Source organism: Lipingzhangella halophila, assembly GCF_014203805.1.
In the GTDB taxonomy this organism is placed as follows: Bacteria; Actinomycetota; Actinomycetes; order Streptosporangiales; family Streptosporangiaceae; genus Lipingzhangella; species Lipingzhangella halophila.
Map to the genome: position 1 here is coordinate 2,264,539 of NZ_JACHJT010000001.1, position 14,508 is coordinate 2,279,046.

14 protein-coding genes and 1 pseudogene are annotated in these 14,508 nt (G+C 69.7%); 7 read left to right on the top strand and 8 right to left on the bottom strand.

Annotated features, from left to right (window positions below; translation table 11 throughout):
• Nucleotides 1-64: 64 nt before the first annotated feature.
• Nucleotides 65-1,054, bottom strand: a complete 990-nt coding sequence (locus F4561_RS10160; RefSeq protein WP_184577185.1) for an LLM class flavin-dependent oxidoreductase — start codon at nt 1,052-1,054, stop codon at nt 65-67.
• Nucleotides 1,055-1,102: 48 nt separating this feature from the next.
• Nucleotides 1,103-2,008: an SMP-30/gluconolactonase/LRE family protein gene (locus F4561_RS10165; RefSeq protein ID WP_184577188.1), complete on the bottom strand. Its 906-nt coding sequence runs from the start codon at nt 2,006-2,008 to the stop codon at nt 1,103-1,105.
• Between the two features lie 307 nt (nt 2,009-2,315).
• Between F4561_RS10165 and F4561_RS10170 the strand changes: the two genes are divergently transcribed.
• Together F4561_RS10170 and F4561_RS33215 are read left to right on the top strand one after the other, a co-directional pair.
• Nucleotides 2,316-2,987, top strand: a complete 672-nt coding sequence (locus F4561_RS10170) for a TetR/AcrR family transcriptional regulator (RefSeq protein ID WP_184577191.1) — start codon at nt 2,316-2,318, stop codon at nt 2,985-2,987.
• 409 nt (nt 2,988-3,396) lie between these two features.
• Nucleotides 3,397-3,561, top strand: a pseudogene (locus tag F4561_RS33215) (DUF6463 family protein); the annotation flags it as partial.
• A gap of 28 nt (nt 3,562-3,589) precedes the next feature.
• Here F4561_RS33215 and F4561_RS10175 read toward each other — a convergent pair.
• Nucleotides 3,590-4,570, bottom strand: coding sequence for a threonine ammonia-lyase (locus tag F4561_RS10175; RefSeq protein WP_184577195.1), 981 nt, complete (start codon nt 4,568-4,570; stop codon nt 3,590-3,592).
• 468 nt (nt 4,571-5,038) lie between these two features.
• Nucleotides 5,039-5,923, bottom strand: a complete 885-nt coding sequence (locus F4561_RS10180; protein ID WP_184577198.1) for a LysR family transcriptional regulator — start codon at nt 5,921-5,923, stop codon at nt 5,039-5,041.
• A gap of 74 nt (nt 5,924-5,997) precedes the next feature.
• Between F4561_RS10180 and F4561_RS10185 the strand changes: the two genes are divergently transcribed.
• From F4561_RS10185 to F4561_RS33915, 4 genes are all read left to right on the top strand, one after another.
• Nucleotides 5,998-6,879, top strand: coding sequence for a DMT family transporter (locus tag F4561_RS10185; RefSeq protein WP_221445438.1), 882 nt, complete (start codon nt 5,998-6,000; stop codon nt 6,877-6,879).
• 338 nt (nt 6,880-7,217) lie between these two features.
• Nucleotides 7,218-7,733, top strand: coding sequence for an HAD domain-containing protein (locus F4561_RS10190; RefSeq protein WP_184577201.1), 516 nt, complete (start codon nt 7,218-7,220; stop codon nt 7,731-7,733).
• 84 nt (nt 7,734-7,817) lie between these two features.
• Nucleotides 7,818-8,528 (top strand): exonuclease domain-containing protein, encoded by a 711-nt coding sequence (locus F4561_RS10195; protein WP_184577204.1) that lies wholly within the window; start codon nt 7,818-7,820, stop codon nt 8,526-8,528.
• A gap of 150 nt (nt 8,529-8,678) precedes the next feature.
• Nucleotides 8,679-8,918, top strand: coding sequence for an SbtR family transcriptional regulator (locus F4561_RS33915; RefSeq protein ID WP_376773692.1), 240 nt, complete (start codon nt 8,679-8,681; stop codon nt 8,916-8,918).
• A 264-nt stretch (nt 8,919-9,182) separates the two neighbouring features.
• Here F4561_RS33915 and F4561_RS10200 read toward each other — a convergent pair whose 3' ends face one another.
• The 4 genes from F4561_RS10200 to F4561_RS10215 all read right to left on the bottom strand — a co-directional run bounded on the left by F4561_RS10200 (nt 9,183) and on the right by F4561_RS10215 (nt 14,127).
• Nucleotides 9,183-10,631 (bottom strand): aldehyde dehydrogenase family protein, encoded by a 1,449-nt coding sequence (locus tag F4561_RS10200; protein ID WP_184577207.1) that lies wholly within the window; start codon nt 10,629-10,631, stop codon nt 9,183-9,185.
• The gene (locus tag F4561_RS10205) at nt 10,624-11,928 is read right to left on the bottom strand and encodes an aromatic ring-hydroxylating oxygenase subunit alpha (protein ID WP_184577210.1); all 1,305 of its coding nucleotides are present in this window, start codon (nt 11,926-11,928) and stop codon (nt 10,624-10,626) included. Before F4561_RS10205 ends, F4561_RS10200 begins: the two co-directional genes overlap by 8 nt.
• Nucleotides 11,929-11,954: 26 nt before the next feature.
• Nucleotides 11,955-13,139, bottom strand: coding sequence for an N-methyl-L-tryptophan oxidase (gene solA / locus F4561_RS10210; RefSeq protein WP_184577213.1), 1,185 nt, complete (start codon nt 13,137-13,139; stop codon nt 11,955-11,957).
• 361 nt (nt 13,140-13,500) lie between these two features.
• Nucleotides 13,501-14,127: a class I SAM-dependent methyltransferase gene (locus tag F4561_RS10215; RefSeq protein WP_184577217.1), complete on the bottom strand. Its 627-nt coding sequence runs from the start codon at nt 14,125-14,127 to the stop codon at nt 13,501-13,503.
• A 125-nt stretch (nt 14,128-14,252) separates the two neighbouring features.
• Here F4561_RS10215 and F4561_RS10220 point away from each other — a divergent pair, with 125 nt between their 5' ends.
• On the top strand, nt 14,253-14,396 hold the full coding sequence (locus tag F4561_RS10220; RefSeq protein WP_184577219.1) for a hypothetical protein: 144 nt from the start codon (nt 14,253-14,255) through the stop codon (nt 14,394-14,396).
• Nucleotides 14,397-14,508 lie beyond the last annotated feature (112 nt).

Consider the following 14,508-nt stretch of genomic DNA (forward strand, 5'->3'; position numbering starts at 1 on the left):
GGTGTCTCCGGATACCGGAGGCACCCGCCGTCTCGGAGCAGGTTCCAGCGGGTGGCCCGGTCAGTCAGGAGCGGACCGCGTCGAGGAACCTTTCGAGTTCGGACCGGATGTCGGGGCCGCAGGGCTGGAACACGATTTCGGTGACGCCGCGGGAGGCGAGGCCGTCCACGTTGCGCCGGACCTCGTCGCGGGTACCGCTGATCGTCACGTCCTTGAGCACCGAGTAGCCCCCCGCGTCCCAGGCCGCTTGGTCGGCTTCGTTCAGCTCGACACAGTGTCCCGAGTGCACGGCGAGGTGCCGCCGCTCGCTGGAAGTCCTGTCGACGATGTCCAGCCACTCCGCTCCGCCGGGAAGTTCACGCACGGCGTCTGGGCCTCCGAACTCGTATGCGCTGTGGTAAGCAAGCGCCCAGCCTGGGCCGCCGGCGGTACGGGCATGGTCGGAGTCCGGGGCTTCCCCCTCGTCCAGCACGGTGCCCCAGGCGAGGTACGAGGCCCACGAGTAGTTCCGCATGGAATCGGGCAGTCGCAGGGTGGCAAAGAGCCCGTCGGCGAGTTCGCTGGCCACCTTGTTGCCTTTGGGGCCGAGCGCGCTGATCAGGATGGGAACGTCAACGGGCCGGGCGGGGGCGTGCCCGTTCGGGTGGAGCATCCGCATCTGCTTGCCCTCCCACTCCACGGTCTCGCCGCGCAGCAGGCCGCGGTAGGCGCGGACGTAGGAGTCCATGTAGGACCAGCTGATCCCCCCGTATCCCATGGCGCGACGGCCGGTGAACCCGGTGCCGAAGGCGACCGAGACGCGTCCGGGAGCGAGCGCGGTGAGGGTGGCGGTCGCGGCGGCATTGGTCATCGGGTGGCGCAGGCTGGGCACCAGGACCCCCGGGCCGAGTCCGATCCTCTCGGTTCGTTGGGCGGCCAGCGCAAGGGTCATCCACACGTCGGGACTCTGCTGCGGGGTGTCGTAAACCCACGCGCGGGTGTATCCCAGGCGTTCGGCTGTGGCGATGTTGTCCGGGGAATCCAGGGCTGTTGGGAAGGCGCAGGCGATGTCCATGGGGTTCCTCCATCGAAAATGGCCGGTCGGGCTCGGGCGGCGCAGGCGTTACGGCAGGCCGGCGTGCGGAACCTCGACGCGGACCGCCCGCAACTCGGCCTCTCGGGCCGGGCGGCGCTCGTGCTCGGCGAAGGAGGGAGCCGTGCACAGGAACAGGGTTCGGCCGTCGTCGCCACCAAGCATGCAGGCGAAGACCCCCGTTCCGGTAGGAACCTCGTCCAGGATCTCGCCGCCCTCCCGGACGCGGATAACGCGGGCGTGCAGGGCGTCGGCCACCCAGATGGCGCCGTCGGCGTCCGCGCAGATGCCATCGGGGCCGACCTGAAGGTGTTTCACAACCTGGCCGACATCATCGGTCTGGGGTGGTGTGCCGAACCGCGCCCATACGCGCCGGTTGTCCAGGCCGCCCTCCTCGTTGATGTCGAAGGCGGTCAGCCGCCCGGCGAAGGTCTCGGCGACGACCAGAACTCTTCCGGGCAGGATCACCATGCCGTTGGGGAAGCCCAGGTCCTCGGCCACCGTTGTAACCGCGCCCTCGGGGTCGACCCGGGTGAGCGTGGTGTAGCGCAGCGCGCCCCCGCCCATCAGATCGAAACCGAAATTGCCCACGTAGGCGCGTCCCAGGTCGTCCACGACCATGTCGTTGAGCATGCCGGGCACGGCACCGGAAAGATCCGCGTGCACGGTCAGCCGTCCCGAGCCGTCGCGCACCAGGATGCGGTGATCCCGCATCGACACGATGAGCGCACGCCCGTCGGGCAGGAAGCCCAATCCGGACGGCTGGCCCGGCACCTCGGCCACCACCTCGGTGTCGCCGCGACCGTCGGTCGCCACGACCTGGTTGGTATAGAAGTCCGAAACCCATAGCCGGCCGTCTCGCCACCGCGGGCACTCCAGATAGGAGTAGCCGTCCAGTACCACCGTGACATCCCTGCTCGACGGCTGAGGTTCCATGGCGGTTTCTCACCTCGATATTCGTTAGCGGTGCAGCGCGTCCAGGGCATTGGTGCCGCACCGCTACCGACGTACGCGGTATTCACCGCACCGCTGGAGACCCCCGGCCTCGGGCATAACCCGAGCGGCCCGTTCCGATGTGGACTTGCCCGTGCTGCTCATTGCATGTCGGCGTTTGTAACTAAGCGCATAGTTACCTTAGATTGGATCGGTGTCAAGACATGTTCGTCGGATAGTCTCCGGTTCGGCTCCGGCCGCCTTCGGCTGGGAGCCGCCGGCGCGGCGTGGCCCGGAGTAAGGGGGCCGCATGGTTGCGAAGCGGAAGCGCCGCGGTGGCCCCAGCAGGTCGGTGGCGGTGCCGGCGGATCTGGCGGCAGGGTCGGCGGCCGGGGACCTGTGGAGCGAGGACGCCTCAGAGGCGGCCCGCGCGATACTCACGTCGGCTGTGCTGTGTTTCAGTCGCAAAGGTTTCCACGCCACCACCACCCGCGACATCACGGCAGCCATCGGCCTGAGCCCTGGCGCGCTGTACGTGCACTTCCCCTCGAAGGAAGACGTCCTCTTCGAGATCGTTCGGACGGGTCACGAACGGGCTCTTGAGGCGCTCCGGTCGCAACCCGACGATGGCGATACGGGGGGATACGTCGGACGGCTGGTCGCCGAGCTCGTGGCCTGGCACGCGCGCCACCACACGATGGCCCGGGTGTGCCAGTACGAGCTCGCCGCCCTGGAGCCCGAACACCATGCCGTGGTCCTGGAGCTGCGACAGCGGTTCACCGCCGTACTGCGCTCGGCGGTCACCCGGGGGGTGCGGGAAGGTGTCTTCGACGTGTCGGACATCGACCGCTCCGTGCGCGCCATCGTCTCGCTCGGTATCGATCTGGTGCGGTGGTACAGCCTCGAAGGCGCGGACTCGCCCGAGACACTCGCCGACTCTTATGCCGATCTCGCGCTACGGATGCTCGGTGCGGGCCCCTGAACGCATGGGGGCGGCAGTGCTACGGCCACCATCAGCGCTCCCCGGAGCCCAACGGCAGGACGAGGCCGTCGTCCTCGTCCTGGGTGAAGTGGTCGGGCGCGGTCAGGACGCACCCCCCATGCACCGCTCGCGGTCGACGCGGGTCCTCACAGGCTCACCTCCCAGCTCACGGGCAGGCGGCGCAGGCCGAACACCGCCGCCTCCTCGCGCAGGGGACCTCCCCGGCGGGACCGCGAGCCGCAGTGCCGGGAAGCGGTTCAGCAGGCCGCGCAGGGCGATGCGCAACTCGATGTGGTCGCCGCCATCGCGACCGTGTCGGAAGAGGCTCGGCGTTGACGCGTGGAGACCGCCGCGGAGGCGAAGCGCTCAGTGCCGCCCATAGCCACATGGTGTCGAAGCGGTCCTATACCGCGACGCCCCGGGTGACATCGTTCGGAAGGGGTTGGTCAACACGGTCCCGGACCCCAGTGACAGGGCAACGGCGTTCTGGTTCATGGCAAGCAGGACGATGTTCTGGCTCAGCGGAGTATCCGCGGGACGTGATAGATACCCCCGCCCAGTGATGTGGTACTTGGGCGAGGTGTTGGTCTTGAGAGCAATTGTCAGGATCTGCGGTTGGGAGCCGGATCGACCCAGCGGTGGTAGGCGTCCAGGTCGACGTTGCTGCCGCACACGATGGTGGCTACGTGTCGGCCGGCGAAGCGGTCACGGTTTTCGAGGATCGCGGCGATGCCGAGTGCGGCCGAGGGTTCGACGACGAGGCCGGCGTGGTCGTGGAGTATCCGCATTCCGGCGGTGATCGACGCTTCCTGGACCAGCACGGTGTCGTCGGCGACCAGGAGGAGGTCGTCCAGGACGGCCGGGATGGGAAGCCGGCCGGCGACACCGTCAGCGATGGTGTTGGTCGCCTCGGTGGTGACGACGCGCCGTTGGCGCCAGGAGCGTGCCATCGCCGGTGCGCCCAGCGGCTGGATGCCGATCACCTCGACGTCGGGTGCCCAGGTCTTCACCACATGGCCCACACCGGTGGCCAGTGCCCCGCCGCCCAGAGCGATCAGGACGGCATCGAACGATGGCGCGGTGTCCAGCAGTTCCAGGCCGATGGTCGCCGCGCCCTCGCAGGTCTCGATGTCCAGGCTGTCTTCGACCAGCCGGATGTCGTTGTCGCGCGCCATGGCCGCCGCCCGCTCGCGAGCCATGTCGAAGTCGCCGTCCACCAGCTCCAAGGTGGCGTCCAATGCGCGGATGCGCTCAAGCTTGGCCGCGGGCGCAGCGCGGGATGCCACGACGGTGACGTCGAGCTCTCGGGCGCGACCGGACCACGCCAGGGCTTGGCCGAGGTTGCCCGCGCTGGCGCACACCACGGCTGTCGAGCCGTTGTCGGCGAGCTGGCTCGCGACTATCTCGGTGCCGCGGGCCTTGAAGCTGCGGATGGGGTTGGCCGTTTCGAGCTTGATGCTCACCGTGCACCCGAGGTCGGGCTCCAGCGCCTCGCAGCGGTACAGCGGAGTGTCGAGAAAAACCGGGTCGATTACCCGGCGAGCCGCCCGGATCCGAGCAGTGTCGAGGCGCGTCTCCTGCATGGCACAGCAGTCTAGTGCCGACGGCGCTGGGCCGTTGGGGGGACGCCCGGCGACCGGTAGCCCGCACTTGCGGGGGAGTCAGCACCGGCGCAGAGGAAATGTTGCGCGATCTGTCCGCCCCGCCACCGTGGCAGGCCGAGGAATTGCCACGACCTGGGCCGGATGTGTCACGCGGCGTGGAGATGTCGCTCGCGCTCGCTCTCCCGAACTGGCAGGCGGCGCGTCGGCCTTCCGGTTTCCGGTGCCTTCGCTGAGCGGGAAGTGCCGGCCCAGTTCTTGCCCCGGCCCCAAGGTGTTCGGCCTCAGGGTCTTTTTGTGTTTGGAGGCCCCCCTTTTGATGGCTGGCTCGCACGCTGCCACTGGTGTCCTGGCCGGGGCCGCTCGCAACGGGGCTCCTGCGCGTGCCCGTAGTCTGGCCCGGCGCCCCGCTACGGCGCCAGGCGGGCAACCCCGCACCACCGCCTGCGCTCACCGCACGCCCAGGGTTTCGATGCACGCCCGCACTGGCGGGCTGGTCGCGTCGGTGCGCCACACCGCGCGTACCTCGCGCCGCAGCTCCGGACGCAGCCGCACGAACCGCACCCCCGGTGGGGCTGGACGCTGCGCCATCGCCGGTACCAGGGCGGCGGCCAGACCAGCGGTGACGAGCGCGAGCTGGCTGGGGTACTCGGCCAGCGTGTAGGGCACCTCCGGCTCGATGCCGCAGCTGCGCAGCGCCTGCACCAGCGCCTCGTAGGGCTCGGTGCCCGGGGCGCAGCTCGTCCACCGGTTGTCCGCCAGCTCCGGAAGGGTGACCTCTTCCCAGTCGGCCAGCGGATGCCGCTCGCTCAGCGCGACCCGGACCTCCTCGCTGAGCAACGACCGCTGGGAAAGTCCTTCCGGCAGGAACATGGGGCGGTTGCTCCAACTCTCGATCACCAGCAGGTCCAGACGGTCCTGGCGCAGCTCGGGAACCAGGTGCACCCCCTCGCCGTCGCGGACGGTGGGGGACAGCCGGGGGTGGGTGTGCGCGAGTTCCGCCAGCGCCTCGGGGAGAAGCTCGCGGATGGCGCTACCCACCGCGCCGATCCGCAGCGGCCCCACCACCTCCCGGTGCAGGTCGGCCAGGTCCGCCTCGGCCGCGGCGACCTGCGTGAGCACGCGGGCCGCGTGGTCGGCCAGTAGCCGCCCGGCGTGCGTGAGGCGCACGGTGCGCCCGTCCGGTTCCAACAGCGGGTGCCCCGCCTCCCGCTCCAGCTTCGCTAGCTGCTGTGACACACCGGAAGGGGTCACGTGCAGCATCCGCGCCGCCCGCGCGATCGAGCCGTGCTGAGCCACGGCCGCCAGCGCCCGAAGCCGATCCACTCCAAACATGTTAGTGAATCTACCGGATATCCAGCATAAATAGTCGCTTTTCCTACCGGGTCAGGGCACGCAAAGTGGAGGCCATGGCAATCAGCGCGGTAATGCGGCTCGTGGGGTCTGCGGCGTGCACCTCGTCCTCTGGTGCGTTCGTCAAGCTGGCCGGCGCGAACGCGGGTACCGCGGCGTTCCTGCGCTGCGCGCTGGCGCTGGTGGTGCTGGTTCCGATGGCGGTGGCCGAGCGTCGTCGGGCCGGTCCTCGGCCCTGGCGGTTGCACCTCACCGACGCCGCAGCCGGGGTGCTGCTCGGAGTGGACTACGTCTTCTGGGCCGCCAGTGTCCATTTTGTGGGCGCGGGCATCGCCGCGGTCCTGATCAACATTCAGGTAGTGGTGTTTCCGCTGCTCGCCTGGTGTGTCACCCGCACGCCGTTGACCCGCAGGTTCCTGTTCGCCGCTCCGGTCATGCTGTTCGGGGTGGCGCTCGCCGGCGGCGCGCTGGGCAACGCCGAACCGGGCAGCAACCCGGTCGCCGGGGTCGGCTTCGGGGTGGCGGCCGGGATGGCCTTCGCGGGGTATCTGTTTCTCCTCCGCCTCGGGGGCGGCGGTGCGCACATCGTCACCCCGGTGTGCACCTCGACCGCCACCGCGACCCTCGCCGCTGGCCTGCTCGGTGTGGCGTGGACCGGAATCAACCTCGCACTGAGCTGGCAGGAGTGGGGGTGGATGGTCCTGCTGGCGCTGCTCGGCCAAGTGCTGGCCTGGCTGCTGGCCTCCGCCGCGCTGCCCGTACTGTCACCGAACGTCGGGGCCGCCGTGCTCCTGCTGCAGCCGGTGCTGGCCGTGGCGCTCGGTCTGGTGTTCCTCGGCGAACGCCCCACCGTCACCCAATTCGTCGGCTGTGCCCTCGTCGTTGTCGCCGTGTGGCAGGCCACGCGGGTTCCCGCCCAGAGCCGCGCAGTCGGCTAGGACGCCGTCGGCTCGCGGGGGCGGAGCAGATCCCCGGTGCTCATCGCCGCGGAGCCCGACACGTCAGGCACGGGCAGGTGGCCGCAAGGAGCAGGATGGTCGAGCAGAACGCGCCCTCCGCCGGGCGGTGGGACGGTTCCCGCCGAGGGCCAGCTGTGCCAACCTGCAGAAGTGGGGGAGGCCTGGGCCATCGCCCGGCTCGGTTCGCGCTACCTGGAGTACACCAGTGGCGCGCCGTTGCCCGGACGAGGACCCCGGCCGCGCAGCGAATGTGGGCCTTGGCCCGGCACAAAGCACCTTGGCTCTTGAGTAGCGAACTCAATCCCAGGAGGAACCTGATGCGCTGCAACCACGACGGTGGCACATCCGCCCGGCCCTTGCTGTTCCTCGACGTGGACGGGCCTCTCAATCCCTACGCTGGCCCCCGACGCGCCTTGTACCGGGCCGGGTACCGCAGGCACCGCCTGGAGTTCGATGTCATGCTGCGCCGCAGCCACGGTGCGGCCCTCCTGGCCCTGCCCTTCGAGCTGGTGTGGGCCACCACCTGGGAGTACGACGCGAACATCAGCATCGCGCCTAGGATCGGTCTGCCCGAACTGCCGTTCGTGGAGTGGCCCGAGACCACCCCCGAGTACGGCGGCGTCTACTTCAAGACGGCGTGCCTCGTCGACTACGCCGCCGGCCGCCCCTTCGCCTGGGTCGACGACGAGATCGCCGATGCCGACCGGGAGTTCGTGGCAGAACACCACCGGGGCCCGGCACTTCTGCACCACGTCGATCCTGCCGTGGGCATGAGCGAGGAGGATTTCGCGGCGCTCACCGTCTGGGGCTCACGCGTGGGCCCCATACAGTGAGCGCCACTGATCGTGTCGTCGCGGCCCGGTACGGTGCATGTCCATGTGATTCCCCTGCCGCCCCGCGATCCGAGGAGAGCCGGCATGCCTGATTCCTGGCACCAGGGCCGCCTGGCCGCGTTCGATATCGAGACCACTGGGCTCGACGTGGACACCGACCGGGTGGTGACCGCCGCCGTGTGGCGCATCGACGCGACCAGCGGGGCCACGTCCTGCACCGAATGGCTGGCCGACCCCGGCATCGACATCCCGGGGGACGCCAGTGCGGTGCACGGCATCACCACCGAGTACGCGAAAACGCACGGCAAGCCCGCACGCGAGGCCGTCACCGAGATCGCCGCCGAGCTGAACTACCTGGTCGAGCGGGCCGTGCCGGTTGTGGTGTTCAACGCCGCCTACGACCTCACCCTGTTGGACCGCGAGCTCGTCCGCTACCACCAGAGCGCGGACTTCACCGGGGGACTGCGCGTCGTCGACCCGATGGTGCTGGACCGGCAGGTGGACCGTTTCCGCAAGGGGTCCCGCAAGCTCGGTGACGTCTGCGGCCACTACGGAATCGCCCTCGACGAGCAGGCGCACGGGTGCCGCGCGGACGCGCTGGCCGCCGCCCGGCTGGCCTGGCGCCTGGCCGAGGCCCACGAGGACCTGGCCGCCATGGATATCGACGAGCTGCACGCCGCCCAGGTGCGGTGGCGCGCCGAGCAGGCCGCCTCGTTGCAGGCGTACCTGCGGCGCAGCACCAGCCCCGAGGCGGTCGTCGACCCCAACTGGCCCATAATCCCCGCCAGCGGGTGACCGTGGCACCGGGCGGTGACGGGTGGGTGCTCAGGCCGTCCTGGTGTGCCACCCCCGGATGTCGCAGGCGCCTGATTTCCTGGCCAGCTCCCACGCTGCCAACCAAAGGGGAGGGAGCCCGAGACCCGGGAGAGTCCATGGCGCCCCCACATCTCCCAACGCGGCGCGAAGGCCCGTGCCCGCGCCGCGAAGCTCGCCGGGGCGGCCGACCCGCTGGTGCGGCGCGCCGCGCGGGCCGGCGCGGTGGCGCCGGGCGTGACCGCCGCCGGCCTGCTCACGCTGGTCACGGGTATCACACTGGCCACCGAACGCCACCCGGACCCCACCGCGGAGGCGCACCGACTGCTCGGCCTGGCCGTAGAGGGAGTCAGCCCTCGGACGTGGGGATGAACCGAACATCATCCGGGGCTTGATCAGCGGTGTGCCCCGAGCCCCGCGGACGTGGGACCGCACGGGACCGGGGCATCGGAGTTCTACCGGTGGCGGGCGGCGGTCACCGAGCGGCTGGTGCGGGAGAAGGGCTCCTCGCTGATCGCGGTCGAAGGCGCCTGGCCCGCCTGCCTGGACGTCCACCGGCATCTCGCCCAACACCCCGAGACCCGGGAGGCCACCGCCGCGGTGCGGCGTGGCCGGGATCGCGCGGGTTCCGCACGATCATCCCTTCTGGATGCGCAGGACGACGTTTCTGAGTCGGGTGTAGTTGTCCAGCGCGGCGAGGCCCCGCTCGCGCCCGTAGCCGCTGTGCTTGGAGCCGCCGAAGGGGCTTTCCACGCCGCCCGAGAAGTACTCGTTGACCATGACGTAGCCCGCCCCCACGTCCCGTGCGAAGCACAGTGCACGGTCCACATCGCGGGTGTGGATTCCTGCCGCCAGGCCGTACTCGGTGGCGTTGGCGAGTTCGGCGGCCTCCTCCTCACTGCCGAAGGTCAGCACGGCCAGCACCGGTCCGAAGATCTCCTCCCGCGCCACCCGCATGTCCGGTCGCACCCCGTCCAGGAGGGTGGGGGCGACGAAGTAGCCCGTCGGGAAGTCCGCCGTCCCGGTCACGACGTGTGCTCCCGCGGACCTCCCCGCTTCGATGTAGTCGAGTACGCGGTCGCGCTGTGCCGCCGAGATGAGCGGCCCCATGTCGGGGTCGTCCATGCCGGGGCCGACGCGGAGTTGTTTCGTCCGTGCCGTCAGCCGTTCCAGCAGCGGTTCGCGTACGGAGGTGTGGACGAGTAGGCGGGAGCCCGCGTCGCAGTACTGTCCGGCGTTGGTGTAGATGCCCTTGGCGATCTCTTCGGCCGCGCGGTCGAGGTCGGCGTCCTCGAACACGATCTGCGGGGACTTGCCGCCCAGTTCGAGTATCACCGGGGTGATGTGTTCACCGGCCGCCTGCAGCACGGTCCGGCCGGTGGGCACCGAACCGGTGAAGGTCAGCGAGTCGATGCCGGGATGGCCGCTGAGGGCCGCCCCCGCCTCGCCACCGAAGCCTGTGACGACGTTGTACGTGCCGGCGGGCCAGCCGGCCTGTTGGAGGACATCGGCGAGTACCAGCGCGGTCAGCGGGGCCTGCTCGGCGGGTTTGACCACGGCGGTGTTGCCGGCGGCCAGCGCCGGGGCCAGGCTCCGGCAGACCATGGACAGCGGTGCGTTCCACGGCGTGATGTGTGCGGTCACACCGACCGGTTCGCGGACGGTGTAGTCCAGATAGTCCGGCCCGAGGGGCACCGTCTCTCCCTGGATCTTGTCCGCGGCTCCGGCGTAGTAGTCGAAGTACCGTACGCAGCCGTGGATCTCACTCCGGGAGAGCGTGCGCGGTTTGCCCGTGTCCCGCGTCTCCAGGCGGGCGAACTCCTCGGCACGGGACTCCAGGGTCCGCGCGGCCCGGGTGAGCAGCCGGGCCCGGTCCACCGGCGTCATGCGGCGGCAGGGCCCTTCGAAGGCGGCCCGCGCCGCCCGGACGGCTTCGTCCACGTCCTCCGGGCCGCCGCGTGCCACACGGGTGAGGGTTTCCTCGGTCGCGGGGTCGAGGGTCTCGAAGGTGGAGCGGGAGCGGGCCGGAGTCCACTGCCCGTCGAGGAACAGCTCGCCGCGCGGGAGCTCACCGCGCTCACTCATGGCCGGTCACGAACATCGGTGTCATCGTCTCCTCGTCGCCCGCGGGTACACGGTCGATGCCGATCATCCGGTCGATGATCATGTTCTGGAAGCGGTGCAGCGGCTCCTCGAAGCGGTAGCACATGCGGCCGCCCGGGTAGGCCGGGTTCGCGATGCCTTGCTGGACGCGTTCGACAATCTCCAGGTCCTGCCGGTTCACCAGGTCCCAGAAGTGTTCGAGCTGGTCCAGTCCTTCGTCCGCGTCATCGCCGCGCACGGAGTCGGGATGGGTGACGATGACCGCCTCCTCGACGGTGCGGCCGGGTCCTTCAGGGCGGCTGAACAGGGCGAAGGCGTGGTTGGGCAGGACGACGAGCGCGGTGTTCGGGAACAGCCAGACGAAGCGGCCCGCGTTGGCGTTCTCCGCACTGAGCCCTTCCATCGGGGGCAGCCCTCCCCACCCTCCCGCCTCAGTGTCGCGGGATATCGGGGAGGTGCACATTCCGGTGTACATTCCGGGGCCCTGCCAGCGGTAGTGGTCCGCGAGGCGGGACACCTTGATGAGTTCCGGATGCACCCACGGCAGGTGGTAGTACTCCATGAAGTTCTCGCCGATGAGCTTGTAGTTGGCTGCCACGTCGTAGCGCTGTCTGCGCCTGGCACGCCACTGGGGGAGCTGGTGCTCGGCCAGCCGCTCGGGTAGATCGCCGAGCTGGTGGCTCAGCGGTGCGGCCTGCGGGTCGAGGTTGACGAAGACGAGGAAGCCCCAGGAGTCCACGCGCACCGGGAGCAGCCCGTAGTCGGCCTTGTCGAAGCCCTTGACATCCGACATGTCGAACACGCCCTGCTGGTCCTCCGGGATGTCCGAGCCTTCGAACAGTGGTGTGCCCAGGCAGTTGCCGTCCAGATCGTAGGTCCAGCTGTGGTACGGGCAGCGGATTCTCCTGGTCCGCCCAACGGTGCAGACGCCGTCGAGCAGCTTGGTGGCCCGGTGACGGCAGAAATTGTGGAACGCGCGCAGTTCGCCCTGGTTGTTGCGGGTAACGATGAGCGAACGTCCGGCCACGTCAGCGAGGATCACCTGGCCGGGCGTCTCGACCTGGCAGGTGGTGCCAACGGCGATCCAGCTGGTGGCGAAGACCCGCTCGCGCTCGATGTCGAAGAACTCCTGAGACGTGTAGGCCGCGGGGATGAGGGTGGTGGCGAAGTCCACCGGAACCCGTGAGCTCCGGTATGTCCGTTCGTCGGTGAAGACCTCTGCGGCGGTCGGCCGCGGGGGCGGCGCGCCGTAGGTGCCGGCGCCGTCGGTGGTGCTCATGTCCCGCTCCCTTCTCCGGGTCGAGCTCAAACGTGGAGTGCCTTCTCGAACGTCCGGTCGGTGAGGGCCGGACGGGTGAGGGAGAACGCGTCGATGGGGTACGAGGAGACGCCGTCGAGGGCGAGTTCCGCGAGGCTCGTGCCGATCAGCGCGGCGAATTTGTAGGCGTGGCCCGCCCCGACCGCGACCACGACCCTCGGGTCGCTGGGGAGGGCGTCGAGTACGAAGTTCTGATCAGGCGGGATGGTGTAGAGGCAGGTCTTCGTATAGAGCTCCGGCCCGACGAATCCGGGGATGTGCTGATGCAGGAAGGCCAGGTACCGCTCGCGGCGCTGCGGGTCGGGTTCGAAGGTCCTGGTGTCGGCGGTGACCTCGTGGCCGCCCATGTGCTGGCCCAGCTTGGTCGCTACCTCGCCGTAGACGGGGAAGCCGTAGAAGTTGTGCTCGCCGTGCCACATGAAGACCGGGAAGTTCTCCGGGGCGAACTCCCGCAGGTTGGCCGTGGCGTAGTAGGTCACCTGCTCCTGGGTGACCGTCAGCGGCAGCTGGACCCCGCAGCCGGCGAGCAACCGGTTGGTCCAAGCGTCGCCGGCCACCACCACCCGATCGGCCAGGTAGGTCTCGTCGTCGGTGTGCACCTCGACTCCGGCGGGCGTCGGGCGTACGGACCGGACCGGGGTGTTCTCGGCGATATGGGCGCCGTGGCCGCGGGCGAGTGCCGCGTGAACGGCGTTGGCCTTCCGCGCGTCCACGATGCCGGAGTCCCGCTGGTACAGGGCGCGTTCGCCGCCGGTGAGCCGGAACTGCGGCCAGCGCTGCATGACCTCCGCGGGCTCCAGGAGCTCGTAGTCGACACCGAACTCCGCGAAGAGCTGCACGTAGCCCTCGATGTTGCGGGTGCCGGTGTCCCTGCCCTTGCGTTGTTCCGAGTCCTCGATTACCAGCCCACCGGTGGTGGTGACGAGCTGCTGCCCAGCGGCCTCCTCGACCTCGCGCCACGAGGTGTAGGCGGCGTGTGCCAGTTCCGCGTACGGGCGCTGATGCTGGGCGAGCCGGATGATGCGGGAGTGGTCCTGGGAGGCGCCGCGCTCGTGACCGAGCCGGAACTGCTCGATGCCGAGCACTCCGGGGCCGAGTCTGCGCGAGAGCCGGTACAACGCTGCGGAGCCGAGGCCACCGCAGCCGATGACGATCGCTGGAAAGTGCTTCATCGACGTCCCCCGCTTGCTGGAACCTGCCGAGCCGGGTTGCAGTTTCAGAATGAGGGAGCTGGACCGTTCAGGTCTATCTCAGAAAATTGCAGGTGACCTTGTAAATTTCGTACATGATCGACCGCCGTCTCATGGTCCTCCGTGCTGTGGGCCGGCACGGTGCGGTCACAACCGCGGCGGAGGTCTGCCACCTCACCCAGCTGCAAGCCCTGGCGCGGGACCCCGGCGTCCCGCTGCCCGGAACACGTTGGGCGCGATGTCCGGCTCACCGCGTTCGGTGATCTCGGCCCCGGACACGTGAAGCCTCCGGTAGATGAGCCAACGACCAAGAAGACCGGCCACCGGAGGCGTCGCGTTGGCTCTACCGGCAGCCCAGCAAGTGGGCGTCGAGGAAGCCCCGCTCGGAGGCCGGATCGTGGAGCAGCCGGGCGAACGTGACGAGCCCGGCCCCGGCCAGCAACTCGGCGAACCGGTCCACCGGCCAGCTATAGGCGGGCGACACCTTGTGGTCGAAGCGGACCGGCTCCGGTCCCTCGGTCGCGAAGAACGAGACCAGGAGCAGGCCCTCTGGTGCCAGGACACGTACCTGCTCGGCGAGCAGCGCGGGCAATTCCCCAGGCGGGGTATGGATCATCGAGTAGTGGGCCAGCACGCCGCCGAGCGCGCCGTCCTCGACCGGCAGGGCCTCCATCCGCGCCTCGTCAAACCGCAGCGCCGGATGGGCCCGACGGGCGTGGTCGACCATGGCTGGGGAGAGGTCGAGCCCGAAGGCGTCCAGCCCCAGGTCGTGCAGCATGGCCGTCAGATGTCCAGGCCCGCACCCGACGTCGGCTGCCCGCGGGTTCCCCGTCCCGCGCACCAGCTCGGCGAAGGTGCTGATCATGTTCCGCGAAAAAGGCTGCGTCTGCAGCCGATCAGCGAACATCGACGCATACAGCTCGACGACCCCGTCATAGGCCGCCCTGGTCTCGTCCTGGTGCTCCCTCACGGGAGAGGAAGCTAGCATCCGCGCACGTTCGCAGCTTCTCCGGACCGTGCCGCCCCCACCCCTCAGGGACTGACTGTCCGGTCACATGATCACGGGACAGGCCCCAGGGCCGGGTTCTTCCGCGGGTGCGGAAGTCGAATGGCGGGGCAGGGGAGGGGGAGCTCTTCGAGGCGGATAAGGCCGTGGAACTCCATCCGGATCCGGTCGGCGAGGACGAGACGGCCTCGCTCGTGCGCCCGGCCCGCGCCGAAGACTCCGCGACCGTGTGACCGAAACAGCCGCAAGCGCACAGCCGAGGCCGAGCCGGCTGGGTCGGAGGCACCTGCTCAGGCCGAGGACGAAGGCGTGCCCGCGTCCAACTTCGAGGTCCGCCCTCGCCTG

Coding starts and splice junctions, on each gene's coding strand:
- F4561_RS10160 (WP_184577185.1), bottom strand. CDS start 1,054: ATGGACATCGCCTGCGCCTTCCCAACAGCCCTGGATTCCCCGGACAAC.
- F4561_RS10165 (WP_184577188.1), bottom strand. CDS start 2,008: ATGGAACCTCAGCCGTCGAGCAGGGATGTCACGGTGGTACTGGACGGC.
- F4561_RS10170 (WP_184577191.1), top strand. CDS start 2,316: ATGGTTGCGAAGCGGAAGCGCCGCGGTGGCCCCAGCAGGTCGGTGGCG.
- F4561_RS10175 (WP_184577195.1), bottom strand. CDS start 4,570: ATGCAGGAGACGCGCCTCGACACTGCTCGGATCCGGGCGGCTCGCCGG.
- F4561_RS10180 (WP_184577198.1), bottom strand. CDS start 5,923: ATGTTTGGAGTGGATCGGCTTCGGGCGCTGGCGGCCGTGGCTCAGCAC.
- F4561_RS10185 (WP_221445438.1), top strand. CDS start 5,998: ATGGCAATCAGCGCGGTAATGCGGCTCGTGGGGTCTGCGGCGTGCACC.
- F4561_RS10190 (WP_184577201.1), top strand. CDS start 7,218: ATGCGCTGCAACCACGACGGTGGCACATCCGCCCGGCCCTTGCTGTTC.
- F4561_RS10195 (WP_184577204.1), top strand. CDS start 7,818: ATGCCTGATTCCTGGCACCAGGGCCGCCTGGCCGCGTTCGATATCGAG.
- F4561_RS10200 (WP_184577207.1), bottom strand. CDS start 10,631: ATGAGTGAGCGCGGTGAGCTCCCGCGCGGCGAGCTGTTCCTCGACGGG.
- F4561_RS10205 (WP_184577210.1), bottom strand. CDS start 11,928: ATGAGCACCACCGACGGCGCCGGCACCTACGGCGCGCCGCCCCCGCGG.
- solA (WP_184577213.1), bottom strand. CDS start 13,139: ATGAAGCACTTTCCAGCGATCGTCATCGGCTGCGGTGGCCTCGGCTCC.